The sequence below is a fragment of the Citrobacter sp. RHB21-C05 genome (assembly GCF_013889015.1).
Classification (GTDB): Bacteria; Pseudomonadota; Gammaproteobacteria; order Enterobacterales; family Enterobacteriaceae; genus Citrobacter_A; species Citrobacter_A sedlakii.
This window is the reverse complement of record NZ_CP057611.1, coordinates 1,284,312-1,302,392: the sequence shown is the minus strand read 5'-3', so window position 1 is coordinate 1,302,392 and position 18,081 is coordinate 1,284,312. Positions and strand designations below refer to the sequence as shown.

Sequence of the window (18,081 nt, the reverse complement as noted above, 5' to 3'; positions counted from 1 at the left end):
CCGTTTATACAACCAGGGTTTGCGAATCGCGTACGCGGCTCGCGTCAGTCTGGCGCGGCACCGCAGCCACCAGCGCCAGTTCGATAATTTCCTGTACGCTACAGCCCCGTGACAGGTCATGTAGCGGCGCGGCCAGCCCCTGAATCAGCGGCCCGACAGCGCGGTATCCGCCCAGACGCTGGGCGATTTTGTAGCCGATATTGCCCGCCTCCAGCGACGGAAAGACCATCACGTTGGCGTTGCCCCGCAGCGGACTGTCGGGCGCTTTTTGCGCGGCGACCTCCGGCACGAAGGCGGCGTCAAACTGCAGTTCACCGTCCACCTGCAGTTGGGGCGCGCGTTCCCTCACAATCTCTGTCGCCTGCTGCACGTTAGCGACGTTAGGATGACGGGCGCTGCCGTGGCTGGAAAACGACAGCATCGCCACCCGCGGCTCGTCGCCGGTAATGGCGCGCCATGACGCCGCGCTGGCGATGGCGATATCCGCCAGTTGCGCCGCCGTGGGCTGCGGCACCACGCTACAGTCGGCAAACCCTAACGCTGGCCCAACGTACTGCGGCAGCATCAAAAAAATGGACGACAAGGTTTTACAGCCAGGCTGAAGGCCGATGATGCGTAGTCCGGCGCGCAGCACGTTGGCTGTCGATGACAGATTGCCCGCAATGCACACATCAGCGTGCCCCGCGCTGACCATCGCTGCGGCAAACATCAGCGGGTCGCTCAGTTTTTCCACCGCATCCGTCGGCGTTTTTTCGCCTGCTTTTGCCAGCCAACGGCGGGCAAAATCCTCGCGCATTGCGGGATTGCTCTGTGGGTCGATGACCTGAATCCCGTCCAGGGCCACGCGGTGGCTCAACGCAAACTGACGCAGAGCGAATGGGCTGGCGACCAGAACCGGGCGCGCCAGCCCCTGCTGTTGCAGGTAGTGCGCCGCTTTTAACACGCGCGGGTCTAACGCATCCGGAAACACCACCCTGGCAGGCGCCTGTAAGGCCAACTGGCGGGCGCGTTCAATGATCATTGTTCACCTCCCAGTCGCTGTTGGATCTGACTGACGGTAAGCGGCTGCGTCGCGACGGACAAAATCATCATCACGTAGACCGCGCTGGAAAGGCGGTTCAGCGCCTGCATGATGTCCGGTCGCAGAACCTCAAAACTGCGGTTGATAAAGACCTGCGCGGCAATGGTTTCCGTTTCGCGCACTTTGGTGCGTAGCAGGTTAAGCAGCGCCGCATCGCGCCCGTGGCGGGCTTCCGGCACCAGATGGTCGTGGTCGAGATAGCGCAACGGCTGATGAGAAAGGCGGTGCAGATCGTCTTCGTTCAGGCCGACAATCGACTGCGCCGCCAGCGGTTCGTCCATCGCGTCGGCGCGCATAATATTGCCAAGCCGCGAACGAATATCCGCCAGCCACGGCTGCCAGAAGTCCGGCAGTTCTGTTTGCAGCCACACAGTCAACGCGATAGTGCTGTCCAGCGCAGCGCGAAAACCCAAGCGCGGATCGCTTTTCGCGACCATTTTGTCCGCCGTCAGATGGGTCAGCGTGTCGGGCTTCTCCTTCACCGGCTGGCGGCACAGTTCGCAGCAGGCCTGCGGATGGGTGTCGCTGCTGGTCAGGCCGTGCACCGGCTGCAGTTGCTGTTGCTCGTCGTCGACGAACAGGCGGCCCTGCTCATCAAGAAATTTGATGCGCAAATGGCGACTTTCCAGCAGTTCACGGGCAGAGGGCGTCAGGCGGGCGTCAGCGGGAAGATGGATCTCCGCCCCCTCGCTGAGCGTATGGTTCGCTCTGAGCCATGCTTCGGTGATGAAGTCGTTCATACCGATTGCCAGTTCGCAGGCCACGCTACGTACAGGAAGCGCACGGTCGTCGGCGTGCCAAATTCAATGCTGGAGCCTTTAGGGATAAACATGACGTCCCCGGCTCTGGCGATCAGGGTTTCGCCTTCATGACGCACATGCAGTTCGCCTTCCAGCACCATGTCGATTTCGTCGTAGTTCAGCGTCCACGGGAAGAAAGCGTTGTCCCACTGCATAAATCCGGCGGCCATGCTGCTGCCATCCTGCTCAGTCACCAGATCGGTTAAGCCCACGCAGTGCGGTTCGGCGCCGTCAAAACGACCAAACTTCACGCTGCTGCCGTCAACAACCTTGATTCCGCCTTTGCCGGTAACGGATTTAAAGCCCGGCTGCATCCCGGCCTGCTCCAGCGACTGTTTTTCTTTCAGCACTTTCTCCATCAGTTGCGAAACCAGGCTTTCGGTGAACTGCCCTTCCGGCAACTGCGCTATGATGGTTTCACGAATGCGCTGGGTATCGGATTTGCCCGCGTCCACGCTGCTCGTCGTCGGGGCAGATTCGTCGCATTCCGTTATCGTCACGCCCAGCAGTTCCGCGACCTCTCGCGCTTCCGGGGTGATAATGCTGGCGCGCAGGACCACCGACATCGCCTGTTCGCCGCGTGCATGAGCCGCACGTATGTCATTCGCTGTGATGAGTTTTTTCACCTGCCCCTTCCTCCTTTTGGCTAAGCTCACTCAGATAGTCCACCAGATGCTGTACGCTGCCCGGATCCTGGCTGTTGAGGGCAAAAATCGGCTCTGCAAAGCCCATCCCGCGCAGTAACGCCCGCGTAGCAGGCACGTCGGCATCCGGCCTGTCCGTTTTGCTGATCACCGCAATGTGTCGTTTACTGGCGCCAATATCTAACAGCCCGGCAGGTAAGCGACTTTCTCTGTCATTTGCCGCATGGACATAAATCAACGTGTCGACGTCCTGCAGCGTGGTTATTAAGGCGTGGTACCAGCGGGGATGGCTGAAATATTCCCCGGGGGTGTCAATATCGCCGTCGGCATTAAATTCCACGGCCTGCGTTTTCCTGGCGAGGGAATAATTTCCCTGCAGCGCGTTAAAAAGCGTCGTTTTTCCCGCGCCTACCGCCCCCACAAACGCAATACGTTTCATACCGGCTCCGAATTAGCTTTTGGTCAGCTCACACAGGGTAAAATTTAATAAGCGCCCAAGTCCGCTGACCGTTTGCAATAATGCTTCCTCTACCGCGCCGACGGTTCCATAAATCACCAGCGCGCCGCTGAACCGGTCGAGAAAGCCGATATGGACATCGGCGGCTTTCATCGCCAGATCGCCTGCAATCATGGCGGTCTCACCTGGCGTCAGCGTCATAATGCCGATAGCGCCTGCCTCGGGAACGCCGATCTTTTTCGCCAGTTCTTCACCTGGATGCGCAATGAGATGCGCCAGCGTGACCTGTTTACCCGGCACAAATTCCTGAATGATGCGTTCTTTATCCATTGGCCACCGCCCCTGTTGAAACTGGTCTTATCGTGGCAATTTTTTGCTGGGGTAAATAACAAAATTCGGCAAGGTGATTTAAAAGGTGAAGGAGATCACTATTACGCAGAAATAAAAAAGCGCGGGAGAGACCCGCGCCGAAATGAATTAAAGTGAAATTACAGCGGTTGCGTTTGTGCTTCGACGACCGCCAGCGCCACCATATTAACAATCCGCCGCACAGAGGCGATCGGCGTTAATACATGTACTGGCTTCGCCACGCCCATTAATACTGGCCCGACGGTCACGCCTTCAGAACTGGAAACGCGCAGTAAGTTGTAACTAATACGTGCCGCTTCCATATTCGGCATCACCAGAATATTGGCGGAACCTTTCAGCGGACTGTCCGGCATCCGGTCATTGCGAATACTTTCCACCAGCGCCGCGTCACCGTGCATTTCGCCGTCGATCATCAGTTCCGGAGCCCGTTGTTTGATCAGCGCCAGCGCTTCGCGCATTTTGCTGGCCGCTGGCGCATTGGATGACCCAAAGTTGGAATGCGAAAGCAGCGCCACCTTCGGCTCAATACCAAAGCGACGCACCGACTCCGCCGCCATCAGGGTGATCTCCGCCAGCTCTTCCGGCGTCGGATCTTCATTGACATAGGTATCGGCAATGAAGGTGTTACCGCTCGGCAGCAGCAGCGCGTTCATCGCCCCCGCCGCATGCACGCCTTCACGGTAACCGAACACCTCTTTGACCACGCTGAAGTGCTCATGGTAGTCACCGATAGTGCCGCAGATCATCGCATCGGCTTCACCGCGTTGCACCATGATCGCGCCAATGGCCGTATGATTGCCGATCATCGCCCGCTGCGCCTGCTCCTGGGTGATCCCTCGGCGCTTCATGATCTGGTAATACTCGCTCCAGTACTCTTTGAAACGCGGATCGGATTCGTTGTTGACGATCTCAAAATCAACGCCCGCTTTGATCTGTAATCCCAGCTTCTGGATGCGCATCTCGATCACGCCCGGACGGCCAATCAGGATGGGCTTCGCCAGTCCCAGGGTCACTAACTCCTGGGTGGCATGCAGCACGCGCGCCTCTTCCCCTTCCGGCAGCACCACGCGCTTCGGCTCTTTGCGCGCCTGGGAGAAGATCGGCTTCATAAACAGGTTGGTTTTATAGACAAATTCGGTCAGCTTATCGACATAGACGTCAAAGTCGGCGATGGGCCGTTTCGCCACGCCGGAGTCCATCGCCGCTTTCGCTACGGCCGGGGCGATTTTAACGATTAAACGCGGATCGAACGGTTTCGGAATGATGTATTCCGGACCGAAACTCAGATCCTGATCGCCATAGGCCGAGGCCACCACTTCGCTCTGCTCGGCGTGGGCCAGTTCGGCTATCGCATGTACCGCCGCCAGCTTCATCTCTTCGTTGATTGCGGTGGCGCCAACGTCCAGCGCGCCGCGGAAAATGAACGGGAAGCACAGGACATTGTTCACCTGATTCGGATAATCCGAGCGTCCGGTACAGATAATCGCGTCCGGGCGAACCTCTTTCGCCAGCGGCGGCAGGATTTCCGGTTCCGGGTTCGCCAGCGCCAGAATCATTGGCGCACGGGCCATTTTCTTGACCATCTCCTGGGTCAGCACTTTCGGGCCGGAGCAGCCGAGGAAGATGTCCGCGCCGTCAATGACATCATCCAGCGTGCGTTTGCCGTCATCATCCACCGCATAGGCCGCTTTGGTTTCCGCCATATTCGGCTCACGACCTTTGTAGATCACGCCTTTCGAGTCGCAGACCACAATATTGTGTTTCTGCATCCCCAGCGCCACCAGCAGGTTCATACATGCGATAGCCGCCGCGCCCGCGCCGGAAACGACCATTCGCACATCGGAGATGTTCTTTTCCACCACCCGCAGGCCGTTCAGAATAGCGGCTGTGCTGATGATGGCGGTCCCGTGCTGATCGTCATGGAACACCGGAATGTTCATCCGTTCACGCAGCTGTTGTTCAATATAGAAACATTCCGGCGCTTTAATGTCTTCGAGGTTGATGCCGCCGAAGGTCGGTTCCAGCGCGGCCACCACGTTGATAAATTTATCCGGATCCAGCTCGTCGACTTCGATATCGAACACGTCGATACCGGCAAATTTTTTGAACAGTACGCCTTTGCCTTCCATCACCGGCTTACCGGCCAGCGCGCCGATATTGCCTAAGCCGAGCACTGCCGTACCGTTAGAGATCACCGCGACGAGGTTGCCGCGCGCAGTGTATTTGTAGGCCGCCAGCGGATCTTTTTCAATTTCCAGACAAGGGGCCGCGACGCCCGGCGAGTAGGCCAGCGCCAGATCGCGCTGGGTCGCCAGAGGCTTGGTTGGAGAGACCTGGATCTTACCGGGGACAGGGAATTCGTGGAAATCAAGCGCGCTTTGTTTTAACTGGTCATCCATCTTGTTGTTCCTTTTCACGTAACGATCAAAAAATGAGACGCAACAGCCTGGTGCGCCGCACATTATCACCGCTGTGCGGGGCGCAAACTTTGAAGGTCGCCAAACTCTTACGACTCAAAATAATGAAATTGTAATCAACTCATAACAACCATGTTACCCGGTTGCGCCAGCAATACCATGCCTGTCTGCTATGCTTTTTTGTTATGCAGTTCATGAATTTTCCAGAAGTGTGAATTAACGCACTCACCTAACACTTTACTTTTCAAGGAGTATTTCCTATGAACCAGTTAGACGGCATCAAACAATTCACTACTGTCGTGGCGGACAGCGGCGACATTGAGTCGATTCGCCATTATCAGCCCCAGGATGCCACCACCAACCCTTCTCTGCTGCTGAAAGCGGCGGGTCTTGACCATTACAGCCACCTGATCGACGACGCCCTCGAATGGGGTAAAAAACGCGGTAAAACCCAGGAGCAGCAGGTCGCGGAAGCCTGCGATAAGCTGGCGGTCAATTTTGGTGCGGAAATTCTGAAAAGCATCCCCGGTCGCGTATCGACCGAAGTCGATGCCCGCCTCTCGTTCGATAAAGAAAAAAGCATCGAGAAAGCACGTCATCTGGTCGACCTGTATCAGCAGCAGGGCATCGAAAAATCACGCATTTTGATCAAGCTGGCCTCCACCTGGGAAGGCATTCGCGCGGCGGAAGCGTTAGAAAAAGAAGGCATCAACTGCAACCTGACGCTGCTGTTCTCTTTCGCCCAGGCCCGCGCCTGCGCTGAAGCGGGCGTGTATCTGATCTCCCCCTTTGTCGGGCGCATCTATGACTGGTATCAGGCGCGCAGTCCGATGGATCCGTATGTGGTGGATGAAGATCCGGGGGTGAAATCCGTGCGGAACATCTATGACTACTACAAGCAGCACCGCTATGAAACCATCGTCATGGGGGCCAGCTTCCGCCGTACCGAACAGATTCTGGCGCTGACAGGCTGCGACCGCCTGACCATCTCCCCTGACCTGCTGAAACAGCTGCAGGAAAAAGAAGAACCGGTCATTCGCAAGCTGGTGCCCTCTTCGCAAACCTTCCATCGTCCGACGCCGATGAGCGAAGCCGAATTCCGCTGGGAACATAACCAGGACGCAATGGCGGTTGAAAAGCTGTCTGACGGCATCCGCCAGTTCGCCGTCGACCAGCGCAAACTGGAAGACCTGCTCGCTGCCAAACTTTAAACACTGCCACGGAGAGAAATATGTCCCGTAAAGAACTTGCCAACGCCATTCGCGCGCTCAGTATGGATGCCGTGCAGAAAGCCAATTCCGGCCACCCCGGCGCCCCGATGGGGATGGCCGATATTGCCGAAGTGCTATGGAACGATTTTCTCAAGCATAATCCGACCGATCCCACCTGGTACGACCGTGACCGCTTTATTCTCTCTAACGGTCATGCCTCGATGCTGCTCTACAGCCTGCTGCACCTGTCCGGCTACGACCTGCCGCTGGAGGAGTTAAAAAACTTCCGCCAGCTACACTCCAAAACGCCGGGCCATCCGGAAATCGGTTATACGCCGGGTGTAGAAACCACCACCGGCCCGTTGGGTCAGGGGCTGGCGAACGCCGTCGGCCTGGCCATTGCGGAACGCACTCTCGCCGCGCAGTTCAACCAGCCGGATCATGAGATCGTCGACCACTTCACATATGTGTTTATGGGCGACGGCTGTCTGATGGAAGGGATTTCACACGAAGTGTGTTCGCTGGCGGGCACGCTGGGTCTCGGCAAACTGATCGGCTTTTACGATCACAACGGCATTTCCATTGATGGCGAAACCGAAGGCTGGTTTACCGATGACACGGCTAAACGGTTTGAAGCCTACCACTGGCATGTGGTGCATGAAATAGACGGCCACGATCCGGAAGCGGTGAAGAAAGCGATTCAGGAAGCCCAGAGCGTGAAGGACAAGCCGTCGCTGATTATCTGCCGTACGGTTATTGGTTTTGGCTCACCGAACAAAGCAGGTAAAGAGGAGTCGCACGGCGCAGCGCTGGGCGAAGAAGAAGTCGCGCTGACCCGCCAGAAGTTGGGCTGGCGCCATCCGGCGTTTGAGATCCCAAAAGAGATTTATCGCGCCTGGGATGCCCGTGAGAAAGGCGAAAAAGCGCAACAGCGCTGGAAAGAAAAATTTGCCGCCTATGAGAAGGCGTATCCGGATCTGGCCGCCGAGTTTAGCCGCCGAATGAGCGGCGGCCTGCCGGAAGCATGGGAAGAGACGACGCAGAAATTCATCAACGACCTGCAGGCGAATCCGGCGAAAATCGCCACCCGCAAAGCCTCGCAAAACACGCTCAATGTTTATGGACCGCTGCTGCCGGAGCTGCTTGGCGGCTCGGCGGATCTGGCGCCCAGCAACCTGACCATCTGGAAAGGATCCACCTCGCTGAAAGAGGACCCGGCGGGAAATTATATCCATTACGGCGTGCGCGAATTCGGCATGACCGCCATCGCCAACGGCATTGCTCATCACGGCGGATTTGTCCCCTACACCGCTACCTTCCTGATGTTTGTCGAGTATGCGCGAAACGCCGCGCGCATGGCGGCGCTGATGAAGGCGCGGCAGATCATGGTGTATACCCATGACTCCATTGGCCTGGGGGAAGATGGCCCGACCCACCAGGCGGTGGAACAACTGGCGAGCCTGCGCCTGACGCCGAACTTCAGCACCTGGCGACCATGCGATCAGGTTGAGGCGGCGGTCGGCTGGAAGCTGGCGGTGGAACGTCATAACGGTCCAACGGCGCTTATCCTCTCGCGACAGAATCTGGCGCAGGTTGAGCGCACGCCGGAGCAGGTCAAAGAGATTGCCCGCGGCGGGTATATCCTGAAAGACAGCGGCGGCAAGCCGGACATCATTCTGATAGCCACCGGTTCGGAGATGGAAATTACGCTGCAGGCGGCGGAAAAGCTGACCGGCGAAGGACGTAACGTGCGGGTAGTTTCGTTGCCTTCAACGGACATTTTTGATGCCCAGGACGAGGCATACCGTGAGTCGGTGCTGCCGTCAAACGTGACGGCGCGCGTGGCGGTCGAAGCCGGTATTGCCGATTACTGGTTCAAATACGTCGGCCTGAAAGGCGCAATTGTCGGTATGACGGGTTACGGGGAATCGGCGCCTGCCGACAAGCTGTTCCCGTACTTTGGCTTTACGGTCGAGAATATCGTTGCGAAGGCGCAGAAAGTGCTGAAGGCCTGATATCTGTCTTCACCTTAGCGCGTAATCCACAGCGTGGGCCAGGCATCTGGCCCATGCCAGCCATCGCAGCTCGGTTCTTCCGCGTAACGCACCAGGCGAAAACGTTGACCGTCAAAGCGCCAGCGGGTCTGAATACCGCAATCCGTCATTCCCCGCCCCTTCGCCAGGGTTATCAACTCGCGGGATTTCTCATCAAAACTGGCGTTCATCAACTCCATGTCATTGCTCCCCGACCCGTTTTTAAACGGCAGACGCAGACGAACAGCGTGGGAAGCCAACGGTTTTTTGCGCGACACAACCCACGCCAGATCGACGGTGTTCCACGCGCCTGCTTCGCAGGCAATCATCATCAGGGCTTTATCATCGGTGAGCGCAGTGACGCGGACATCCCGGCGCGACGGATCAAGCGAACAGCGAATACCGTTCATTCGCCAGTTACCGTAATCGAGCAGATCGTTTCGTTCTTCAAGGGACAGCGGCGTGGGCGTGGGGTTAACTACCGCCACGCCTTTCAGTGCGGGCGCGGGCGGCACGCTGAGGGGCGGATCGTCGCCTTTATCAATCCACGCCGTTTCGCTTCCCACGCGCTTTTGCTGCGCGTCGATAAACAGCAGCGCGGCCTTCAGCCCGGTTAATGAAATGCGCTGACTGCCTTTACGCAGGGTAATCGCGTCGCTTTCCTGAATCGTCTGCAGAAACTCGCTTATCGTCGCCGTATCGTCAGTCATGAGATGCCACGCCGTGGCGCGCCAGCGCTGGCCGTTCAGGGCCAGAGGATGACCGTCAAGCAGCAGTCGCGGCGCGATCTCTTTTTCGCCCTCTGGCGTTTTTAAGCCGCCAAGATCGATACGCAAAACGGCGTCAGTATGTGCGCCTGCGCTACGGCTGAGGGTCATCACCAGACCGCCATGGTCACCGGTATTACGCGCAATGCAGAAATTTTGGTTATTACAGGTCACCTGCCAGTCAGAAAAGGCCTGCTGCGCCGGGGCCGCCCATAACAGTCGACCCGGAAGCAGGCCGAGCAGGAAAAGGAAAATGACGCGATAGCGCATGGACGGTGATAACCCCAGAAGTCAAACGAGCAACAGGTCGTATCTTCGTTGCGCAGTTAGCCATCCTCAATCGGATTTATCGGATTGCGTCAATAATTCGTAAAGAAATATAACCTTTAATTATCAATCCATTAAATGCGAAGAATGCAAATAGTTAAGCAATAACACGGTCTTACCGTCTCGTATCTCGCCCGTTTTAATCATCTCCAGCGCCCGGGTAAAGGGAAGCTCCAGCACGTCGATCTCTTCATCTTCGACGCCGCCGCCCGCATTTGCACGCTGGCTGTCACTGTACTCAGCAATAAAGAAATGGATCAGTTCCGTGACGCCGCCGGGGGACATATACAGCTCAAATAATTTACGCACTTCGCCGACGGCATAGCCGGTTTCTTCAATGGCCTCTTTGCGGATACAGGCTTCCGGCTCATCGTTGTCGAGCAGTCCGGCGCAGGTTTCAATGAGCTGTCCGCTTTCATTGCCGTTAACCCAGGTCGCGACGCGGAACTGACGGATCAGCACCACCGTTTTTTTCTCAGCGTTATACAGCAGAATGGTCGCGCCGTTGCCGCGGTCGTACACTTCGCGCTTGTGACGAATCACCTCGCCGCTTGAGCGGGTCAGATCGTAGGTGATATTGCGCAGGATGAAATAGTTATCAGAAAGGATTTTGTCTTTAACGAGGGTAATTTTTTGCGACATACCGGCTCCACAGCGTAAGGTGAGAAAACATACTACGCCGCGGATCCGGATTTGTCTGCGTGGGATTACGCTGAATTATGTGCGATGCCGGACGACGCCGAGCGTCTTATCCGACATCAGGAGTGCGAAGTCGACGCCTGCTTAACCACACCCCATCAGGCACAGGGACTATTCCCCCAGCCAGTCGATAATCCCCTGCGCGGCATGACGCCCTTCGGCCATCGCGGTCACCACCAGATCTGCGCCGCGTACCGCATCACCACCGGCGAAGATTTTCGGGTTAGTGGTCTGGTAGCGGTAGGCGCTTTCAACGTTTGCCGCTATGCGTCCCCAGCTATCCACCTTCACGCCGTGGGTTTCCAGCCACGGCATGCCGTGCGGATGAAAACCAAACGCCATGATCACCGCGTCCGCGGGCATCACAAACTCGCTGCCGGCGATGGGTACCGGACGGCGGCGGCCCTGGGCGTCCGGCTCGCCAAGCTCGGTACGCAGGAAGCGCACGCCGCAAACCCGGCCTTCGGCATTCAGTTCCAGCTCAACAGGCTGAACGTTAAATTCAAAATTAGCCCCCTCTTCGCGCGCGTTCTTCACCTCTTTCTTCGAGCCGGGCATATTGGCTTCGTCGCGACGATAGGCGCAGGTCACTTTGCTTGCGCCGTGACGCAGCGCGGTACGCACGCAGTCCATGGCCGTATCTCCCCCGCCAAGCACCACGACGTTTAACCCGGCGGTATTGATGTACGGTTCATCCGGGTGTTCATCCAGCCCCATCAGCTGTTTGGTGTTGGCAATAAGGAACGGCAACGCGTCATACACGCCCGGCGCATCTTCATTAGGTAAGTCGGCTTTCATCGAACGGTAGGTCCCTACGCCGACAAACACCGCGTCGTATTCGTCCAGTAGCGTCTCCAGACTGACGTCGCGACCTACTTCGCAGTTCAGCTCGAAATGAATGCCCATTGCGCTGAAGATTTCCCGGCGGCGCGCCAGCAGCGATTTGTCGAGTTTAAACGCCGGAATGCCGAAGGTCAGCAGCCCGCCGATCTCCGGATGCCTGTCGAAAACCGTGGCGCTGATGCCGTGGCGCGCCAGCACGTCCGCACAGGCCAGGCCCGCCGGACCCGCGCCGATAATCGCCACCCGTTTATCACTTTGCCGTACGTCGCTGAGGTCCGGTCGCCAGCCGTTTGCCAGCGCGCGATCGGATATGTAACGTTCAATATTGCCAATGGTCACCGCACCATATTCGTCCCGCACCGTACAGGCCCCTTCACAGAGACGATCCTGAGGACAAACACGCCCGGTGATTTCCGGCAAGCAGTTGGTTTGATGAGAGAGTTCTACCGCCGCATCAATGTCGCCAGCCTTCACCCGTTCAATCCACTGCGGAATGTGATTGTGCAACGGGCAGGTCCACTCACAAATGCTGTGCTCGCCGCATTTCAGGCAACGCGACGCTTCCTGCTTTGCCTGCGCGCTGCGAAACGGCAGGTAGATTTCATCAAAGCCGGTTTTGCGCGCGTCAATGGCCAGCTTATCCGGCTCACCGCGCGCAGGCGTGGCGCGCATCTGCTCGATTTTGCTGATACCCGGCGATGTTTGTCCTCCTGTTTCCGCATGCCAGGGCTGGATTTCCTGGCGCGCGGTACGCAGTCGTCGCGCTTTCGCCAGGCGAGCTAAGCTCCCTTCCGTCACCAGTTGCAGCGCGTCCGCCGGGCAGTTTTCCACGCAGGCTGGTCCGTTTTCGCGCCCTGCGCAAAGATCGCACTTGTGAGCGGTCGCGTTAACCTGATCTTTCGCGACCGGCGTCAGGATAATCTGCATCGCGCCAAACGGGCATGCCACCACGCAGGATTTACAGCCAATACATTTTTGCGCATTGACCTGTACGCTATCGTTAATATGGCTGATGGCGCCGTTCGGGCAACTGCGGGCGCAAGGAGCATCCTCGCAGTGGTGACAGGTGACGGCACTGCGCTGATGCTGGTGTTTGATGACCGCGATCCGGGGCCGGTAATGTTGTTGACTCAGGACGTGTTGCTCATCATTGTGGGCCATAACGCAAGCCACTTCGCAGGCATGGCATCCCAGGCACTGTTGGCTGTTGGCCATAATAAAACGGTTCATGGCGACCTTCTTTTTTGGTTGTAAAAACCTTATTCTTTACGTGTTATTACCGACTAAGCAGGGCGTCGGCAATGTTCATCTGCCCAGGAAGCACAACTATTTCTACAGAACCTGAAGCAGATCAATTTATTTCAGCTTCAATGAAACTGCGTTTCATCCTGAACACGGTTAAAGGAACTCACGCCAGTGATCGTCAAACGTCCCGTCTCGGCCAGCCTGGCCCGGGCCTTTTTTTACATTGTTCTGCTGTCGATTCTGTCCACCGGCGTAGCGCTGTTAACGCTGGCGAGCAGCCTGCGCGATGCCGAGGCGATTAACGTCGCCGGTTCGCTGCGCATGCAGAGCTACCGGCTGGGTTACGATCTGCAAAGCCGCAGTTCGCAGTTGACCGCCCATCGCCAGCTTTTCCAGCAGGCGTTGAACTCTCCCGCCCTCAGCAATCTGAACGCCTGGTACGTGCCGCAGGCGGTAAAAAGCCGCTACGGGCAACTGCACGCCAACTGGCTGGAGATGAATAAGCGGCTGATTGACGGCGATTTACCCTGGTATCAGGCCAACATTAATGCCTATGTCGATAAGATCGATCTGTTCGTATTGGCGTTACAGCACTACGCCGAACGCAAGGTCATGCTGGTTGTCGGCACGTCGCTGGCGGGCGGCATCGGTATCTTTACCCTTGTTTTTTTCACCCTGCGACGTATTCGCCATCAGGTAGTACGTCCGTTAAGTCAGTTGGTGATGGCCAGCCAGCGTATTGAACACGGCCAGTTCGATTCCCCTCCGCTGGAAACCCATCTGCCGAACGAACTGGGGTTGCTGGCGAAAACCTTCAACCAGATGTCGAGCGAGCTGCACAAGTTGTACCGTTCGCTTGAAGCCAGCGTGGAGGAAAAAACCCGCGACCTGCACGAGTCCAGACGTCGCCTTGAGGTGCTTTACCAGTGTTCGCAAGCGCTGAATACCAGCCAGATTGACGTTCACTGTTTTCGTCATATCCTGCAAATTGTGCGCGAAAACGAAGCCGCCCAGTTTCTGGAACTGACCGTTGGCGAGAACTGGCGCATCAGCGAAGGCGAAAAACAAGCCGAATTGCCGATGCAGATCCTGCCGGTCACGATGCAGGACACGGTTTACGGTGAACTGCACTGGCAGAGCCAGAACGTGAACAGCGCAATCCCCCTGTTGAACAGCGTCTCAACTATGCTTGGGCGCGGCTTGTACTTTAACCAGGCGCAAAAGCATTTCCAGCAGCTGTTGTTGATGGAGGAACGAGCCACTATCGCCCGCGAACTTCACGACTCGCTTGCGCAGGTGCTCTCTTATTTGCGCATCCAACTGACGCTGCTGAAGCGTTCGATTCCGGAAGATAACGCCCCTGCGCAGTCAATCATGGATGACTTCTCCCGGGCGCTGAATGATGCATACCGCCAGTTACGTGAACTGCTGACGACCTTCCGCCTGACGCTGCAGCAGGCCGATCTCCCCTCCGCGCTGCATGAGATGCTGGAAACCCTGCAAGCTCAGACGCCCGCGAAACTGACGCTGGACTGCCGCCTGCCGACGCTGGCGCTTGACGCGCAGATGCAGGTGCATTTACTGCAAATTATTCGCGAAGCGGTTCTTAACGCGATGAAGCACGCGAATGCCAGTGAAATCGCCGTCAGCTGCGTGACCGCGCCGGATGGCGATCATACGGTCTATATTCGCGATAACGGCGTGGGCATTGGCGAACCGGATGAACCGGCAGGGCATTACGGCCTGAATATTATGCGGGAACGTGCGGAACGGCTTGGCGGCACGCTGAGTTTTTCTCAACCGTCCGGCGGCGGCACGTTAGTGAGCATTAGCTTTCGTTCGACAGATTCGCAAGACGATACCGCACATCTGACGTAGAATTTCACAAAACCGGACGTAAGCGCGCAGGAAGCTGACAAACGCCGCAAAGAGGCATGATAATTTACATTATCTCCTTTTTTTCTCCACGTTTGGTTTGTGCCTTGCCGCTACAGTGAAGCACATCACACCGATAAGTTATCAAGAAAAATGAGGTTCTCTTTCTGATGGCGAATTTCTTTATCGATCGCCCCATTTTTGCCTGGGTGCTGGCTATCCTGTTGTGCCTGACAGGAACCCTGGCTATTTTTTCTTTGCCTATTGAGCAGTATCCGGACCTTGCGCCGCCTAACGTGCGCATCACCGCTAACTATCCGGGCGCATCCGCGCAAACGCTTGAGAACACCGTTACCCAGGTCATTGAGCAGAACATGACCGGCCTCGACAATTTGATGTACATGTCATCACAAAGCAGCGGAACCGGCCAGGCCTCGGTGACGCTGAGCTTTGTCGCCGGAACCGATCCGGATGAGGCGGTTCAGCAGGTGCAAAACCAGCTGCAGTCGGCCATGCGTAAGCTGCCGCAGGCAGTGCAGAATCAGGGCGTAACCGTGCGTAAAACCGGGGACACCAACATTCTGACTATCGCCTTCGTCTCCACCGACGGCTCAATGGATAAGCAGGACATCGCGGACTACGTCGCCAGTAATATCCAGGACCCGCTAAGCCGGGTTAACGGCGTGGGCGATATTGATGCTTACGGTTCGCCATATTCAATGCGTATCTGGCTGGATCCCGCCAAACTCAACAGCTACCAGATGACCGCGAAAGATGTGACCGACGCCATTGAATCGCAAAACGCGCAGATTGCGGTGGGTCAGCTCGGCGGTACGCCTTCCATTGATACTCAGGCGCTGAACGCCACCATTAACGCTCAGTCGCTACTGCAAACCCCTGAACAGTTCCGCGCCATTACGCTGCGGGTGAATCAGGATGGCTCGGAAGTGACGCTGGGAGACGTCGCCACCGTCGAAATGGGGGCGGAAAAGTATGATTATCTCAGCCGCTTTAACGGCCATGCGGCCTCCGGGCTGGGGGTAAAACTGGCCTCTGGCGCGAATGAAATGGCGACAGCGACCCAGGTGCTCGCGCGGCTGGATGAACTGGCGCAGTATTTTCCGCACGGGCTGGAATACAAGGTCGCCTATGAAACCACCTCCTTCGTGAAGGCCTCAATCGAAGATGTAGTGAAAACGCTGCTGGAGGCCATCGCGCTGGTGTTCCTCGTGATGTATCTGTTCCTGCAAAATTTCCGCGCCACACTGATCCCCACTATCGCCGTACCGGTGGTGTTGATGGGGACCTTCTCGGTACTTTACGCCTTTGGCTACAGTATCAACACCCTGACGATGTTCGCGATGGTGCTGGCTATCGGCCTGCTGGTCGATGATGCCATTGTGGTGGTGGAGAACGTCGAACGCATCATGAGCGAAGAGGGACTTTCCCCGCGCGAAGCGACGCGTAAGTCGATGGGACAAATTCAGGGGGCGCTGGTCGGTATCGCGATGGTGCTCTCGGCGGTATTTGTGCCAATGGCATTCTTCGGCGGCACGACCGGGGCGATCTACCGCCAGTTCTCCATTACGATTGTCGCGGCGATGGTGCTGTCGGTGCTGGTGGCGATGATCCTCACCCCTGCCCTGTGCGCCACGCTGCTAAAACCGCTGCATAAAGGGGAGCATCACGGGCAGACTGGCTTCTTCGGCTGGTTTAACCGCACCTTTAACCGTAACGCCGAGCGCTACGAAAAAGGCGTGGCGAAGATCCTTCACCGCAGCCTGCGCTGGATGTTGATTTACGTGCTGCTGCTCGGGGGAATGGTGGTGCTGTTTCTGCGTCTGCCGACCTCCTTCCTGCCGCTCGAGGATCGTGGGATGTTCATCACCTCGGTGCAGTTGCCGAGCGGTTCTACGCAGCAACAAACCCTGAAAGTGGTACAGCAGGTCGAAAAATACTTCTTTACCCACGAAAAAGAGAACGTCCAGTCCGTGTTTGCCACCGTCGGCTCCGGCCCCGGCGGCAACGGCCAGAACGTGGCGCGAATGTTTATTCGTTTAAAAGACTGGGACGAGCGCAACACCACCACCGGCACATCGTTTGCCATTATCGAGCGCGCGACCAAAGCGTTTAACCAGATTAAAGAGGCGCGGGTGTTTGCCAGCAGCCCGCCGGCTATCAGCGGCCTGGGCAGCTCTGCGGGTTTCGACATGGAGTTGCAGGATCACGCCGGGGCCGGTCACGATGCCCTGATGGCCGCGCGCGACCAGTTGTTGCGGCTTGCGGCGAACGACAACCAGTTGACTCGCGTACGCCACAACGGTCTGGACGACAGCCCGCAGTTGCAGATCGATATCGACCAGCGCAAAGCTCAGGCGCTAGGCGTCTCTATTGATGACATCAACGATACGTTACAAACGGCCTGGGGGTCGAGCTACGTCAACGACTTTATGGACCGCGGGCGCGTAAAAAAGGTGTATGTTCAGGCGGCGGCGAAATACCGTATGCTGCCGGAAGACATCAATCTGTGGTACGTGCGCAACAACAGCGGCGGCATGGTTCCCTTCTCGGCCTTCGCCACCTCGCGCTGGGAAACGGGCTCGCCGCGACTGGAGCGCTATAATGGCTACTCCGCCGTTGAAATCGTCGGCGAGGCGGCGCCTGGCGTCAGCACCGGTACGGCGATGGACGTGATGGAGTCGCTGGTACGCCAGCTTCCAACCGGATTTGGGCTTGAGTGGACCGCGATGTCGTATCAGGAACGGCTGTCCGGCGCACAAGCGCCCGCCCTTTACGCCATTTCGCTGCTGGTGGTATTCCTGTGCCTGGCGGCGCTGTATGAAAGCTGGTCTGTGCCGTTCTCGGTGATGCTGGTGGTGCCGCTGGGGGTGATTGGCGCCCTGCTCGCCACCTGGATGCGCGGTCTGGAAAACGATGTCTATTTCCAGGTAGGACTGTTGACGGTGATTGGTTTGTCAGCGAAAAACGCCATTCTTATTGTGGAATTCGCCAATGAGATGAACGAAAAAGGCCACGATCTGCTGGAGGCCACGCTGCATGCCTGTCGCCAGCGCTTGCGACCTATCCTGATGACCTCGCTGGCCTTTATCTTCGGCGTACTGCCGATGGCGATCAGCAACGGCGCAGGCTCGGGGGGTCAGCATGCGGTCGGTACCGGCGTGATGGGCGGGATGATCTCGGCGACAATTCTGGCTATCTACTTCGTACCGCTGTTTTTCGTGCTGGTGCGCCGACGCTTCCCGTTGAAGCCGCGTCCGGAATAAACAAACAAAAAGGCGACCTGCCAACGGGT

At 57.3% G+C, this 18,081-nt stretch carries 13 protein-coding genes; 4 read left to right on the top strand and 9 right to left on the bottom strand.

The genetic code is table 11. The features are described from left to right. Positions 1 to 4: 4 nt before the first annotated feature. From pta to maeB, 6 genes are all read right to left on the bottom strand, one after another. A complete protein-coding gene (pta, locus tag HVX72_RS06210) occupies positions 5 to 1,021 on the bottom strand; it encodes a phosphate acetyltransferase (protein WP_060570551.1) in 1,017 nt (338 codons plus the stop codon). Beyond that, positions 1,018 to 1,821 carry an ethanolamine utilization cob(I)yrinic acid a,c-diamide adenosyltransferase EutT gene (gene eutT, locus HVX72_RS06205; RefSeq protein WP_181822777.1) on the bottom strand — a complete coding sequence of 268 codons (804 nt, stop codon included), beginning with the start codon at positions 1,819 to 1,821 and terminating at the stop codon, positions 1,018 to 1,020. Before eutT ends, pta begins: the two co-directional genes overlap by 4 nt. After that, positions 1,818 to 2,507 carry an ethanolamine utilization acetate kinase EutQ gene (gene eutQ / locus HVX72_RS06200; protein ID WP_181822776.1) on the bottom strand — a complete coding sequence of 230 codons (690 nt, stop codon included), beginning with the start codon at positions 2,505 to 2,507 and terminating at the stop codon, positions 1,818 to 1,820. Before eutQ ends, eutT begins: the two co-directional genes overlap by 4 nt. Continuing rightward, entirely contained in the window at positions 2,482 to 2,964 is a 483-nt protein-coding gene (gene eutP, locus HVX72_RS06195; RefSeq protein ID WP_060570546.1) for an ethanolamine utilization acetate kinase EutP, read from the bottom strand. Before eutP ends, eutQ begins: the two co-directional genes overlap by 26 nt. Before the next feature lie 12 nt (positions 2,965 to 2,976). Beyond that, positions 2,977 to 3,312 (bottom strand): ethanolamine utilization microcompartment protein EutS, encoded by a 336-nt coding sequence (gene eutS, locus HVX72_RS06190; protein WP_042290888.1) that lies wholly within the window; start codon positions 3,310 to 3,312, stop codon positions 2,977 to 2,979. Positions 3,313 to 3,470: 158 nt separating this feature from the next. Then, positions 3,471 to 5,750: an NADP-dependent oxaloacetate-decarboxylating malate dehydrogenase gene (gene maeB / locus HVX72_RS06185; protein ID WP_042290889.1), complete on the bottom strand. Its 2,280-nt coding sequence runs from the start codon at positions 5,748 to 5,750 to the stop codon at positions 3,471 to 3,473. A gap of 278 nt (positions 5,751 to 6,028) precedes the next feature. Between maeB and tal the strand changes: the two genes are divergently transcribed. Together tal and tkt are read left to right on the top strand one after the other, a co-directional pair. Next, positions 6,029 to 6,979 carry a transaldolase gene (gene tal, locus HVX72_RS06180; RefSeq protein ID WP_060570544.1) on the top strand — a complete coding sequence of 317 codons (951 nt, stop codon included), beginning with the start codon at positions 6,029 to 6,031 and terminating at the stop codon, positions 6,977 to 6,979. 20 nt (positions 6,980 to 6,999) lie between these two features. Further along, positions 7,000 to 8,994, top strand: coding sequence for a transketolase (gene tkt / locus HVX72_RS06175; protein WP_181822775.1), 1,995 nt, complete (start codon positions 7,000 to 7,002; stop codon positions 8,992 to 8,994). A 14-nt stretch (positions 8,995 to 9,008) separates the two neighbouring features. Here tkt and HVX72_RS06170 read toward each other — a convergent pair whose 3' ends face one another. The 3 genes from HVX72_RS06170 to aegA all read right to left on the bottom strand — a co-directional run bounded on the left by HVX72_RS06170 (position 9,009) and on the right by aegA (position 12,878). Then, the gene (locus tag HVX72_RS06170) at positions 9,009 to 10,049 is read right to left on the bottom strand and encodes a DUF1176 domain-containing protein (RefSeq protein ID WP_181822774.1); all 1,041 of its coding nucleotides are present in this window, start codon (positions 10,047 to 10,049) and stop codon (positions 9,009 to 9,011) included. 123 nt (positions 10,050 to 10,172) lie between these two features. Then, positions 10,173 to 10,748: a GDP-mannose pyrophosphatase NudK gene (gene nudK, locus HVX72_RS06165; protein ID WP_042290897.1), complete on the bottom strand. Its 576-nt coding sequence runs from the start codon at positions 10,746 to 10,748 to the stop codon at positions 10,173 to 10,175. Positions 10,749 to 10,916: 168 nt separating this feature from the next. Continuing rightward, the gene (aegA, locus tag HVX72_RS06160; RefSeq protein ID WP_181822773.1) at positions 10,917 to 12,878 is read right to left on the bottom strand and encodes a formate-dependent uric acid utilization protein AegA; all 1,962 of its coding nucleotides are present in this window, start codon (positions 12,876 to 12,878) and stop codon (positions 10,917 to 10,919) included. A 186-nt stretch (positions 12,879 to 13,064) separates the two neighbouring features. Here aegA and narQ point away from each other — a divergent pair, with 186 nt between their 5' ends. Both narQ and acrD read left to right on the top strand, forming a co-directional pair. Continuing rightward, positions 13,065 to 14,771, top strand: a complete 1,707-nt coding sequence (gene narQ, locus HVX72_RS06155) for a nitrate/nitrite two-component system sensor histidine kinase NarQ (RefSeq protein ID WP_042290899.1) — start codon at positions 13,065 to 13,067, stop codon at positions 14,769 to 14,771. A gap of 167 nt (positions 14,772 to 14,938) precedes the next feature. Continuing rightward, positions 14,939 to 18,052 (top strand): multidrug efflux RND transporter permease AcrD, encoded by a 3,114-nt coding sequence (acrD, locus tag HVX72_RS06150; RefSeq protein ID WP_060570538.1) that lies wholly within the window; start codon positions 14,939 to 14,941, stop codon positions 18,050 to 18,052. Positions 18,053 to 18,081 lie beyond the last annotated feature (29 nt).

Excerpts from the sequence above, each read along its gene's own strand:
- pta (WP_060570551.1), bottom strand. The coding sequence starts at position 1,021 with ATGATCATTGAACGCGCCCGCCAGTTGGCCTTACAGGCGCCTGCCAGG.
- eutT (WP_181822777.1), bottom strand. The coding sequence starts at position 1,821 with ATGAACGACTTCATCACCGAAGCATGGCTCAGAGCGAACCATACGCTC.
- eutP (WP_060570546.1), bottom strand. The coding sequence starts at position 2,964 with ATGAAACGTATTGCGTTTGTGGGGGCGGTAGGCGCGGGAAAAACGACG.
- eutS (WP_042290888.1), bottom strand. The coding sequence starts at position 3,312 with ATGGATAAAGAACGCATCATTCAGGAATTTGTGCCGGGTAAACAGGTC.
- maeB (WP_042290889.1), bottom strand. The coding sequence starts at position 5,750 with ATGGATGACCAGTTAAAACAAAGCGCGCTTGATTTCCACGAATTCCCT.
- tal (WP_060570544.1), top strand. The coding sequence starts at position 6,029 with ATGAACCAGTTAGACGGCATCAAACAATTCACTACTGTCGTGGCGGAC.
- tkt (WP_181822775.1), top strand. The coding sequence starts at position 7,000 with ATGTCCCGTAAAGAACTTGCCAACGCCATTCGCGCGCTCAGTATGGAT.
- HVX72_RS06170 (WP_181822774.1), bottom strand. The coding sequence starts at position 10,049 with ATGCGCTATCGCGTCATTTTCCTTTTCCTGCTCGGCCTGCTTCCGGGT.
- nudK (WP_042290897.1), bottom strand. The coding sequence starts at position 10,748 with ATGTCGCAAAAAATTACCCTCGTTAAAGACAAAATCCTTTCTGATAAC.
- aegA (WP_181822773.1), bottom strand. The coding sequence starts at position 12,878 with ATGAACCGTTTTATTATGGCCAACAGCCAACAGTGCCTGGGATGCCAT.
- acrD (WP_060570538.1), top strand. The coding sequence starts at position 14,939 with ATGGCGAATTTCTTTATCGATCGCCCCATTTTTGCCTGGGTGCTGGCT.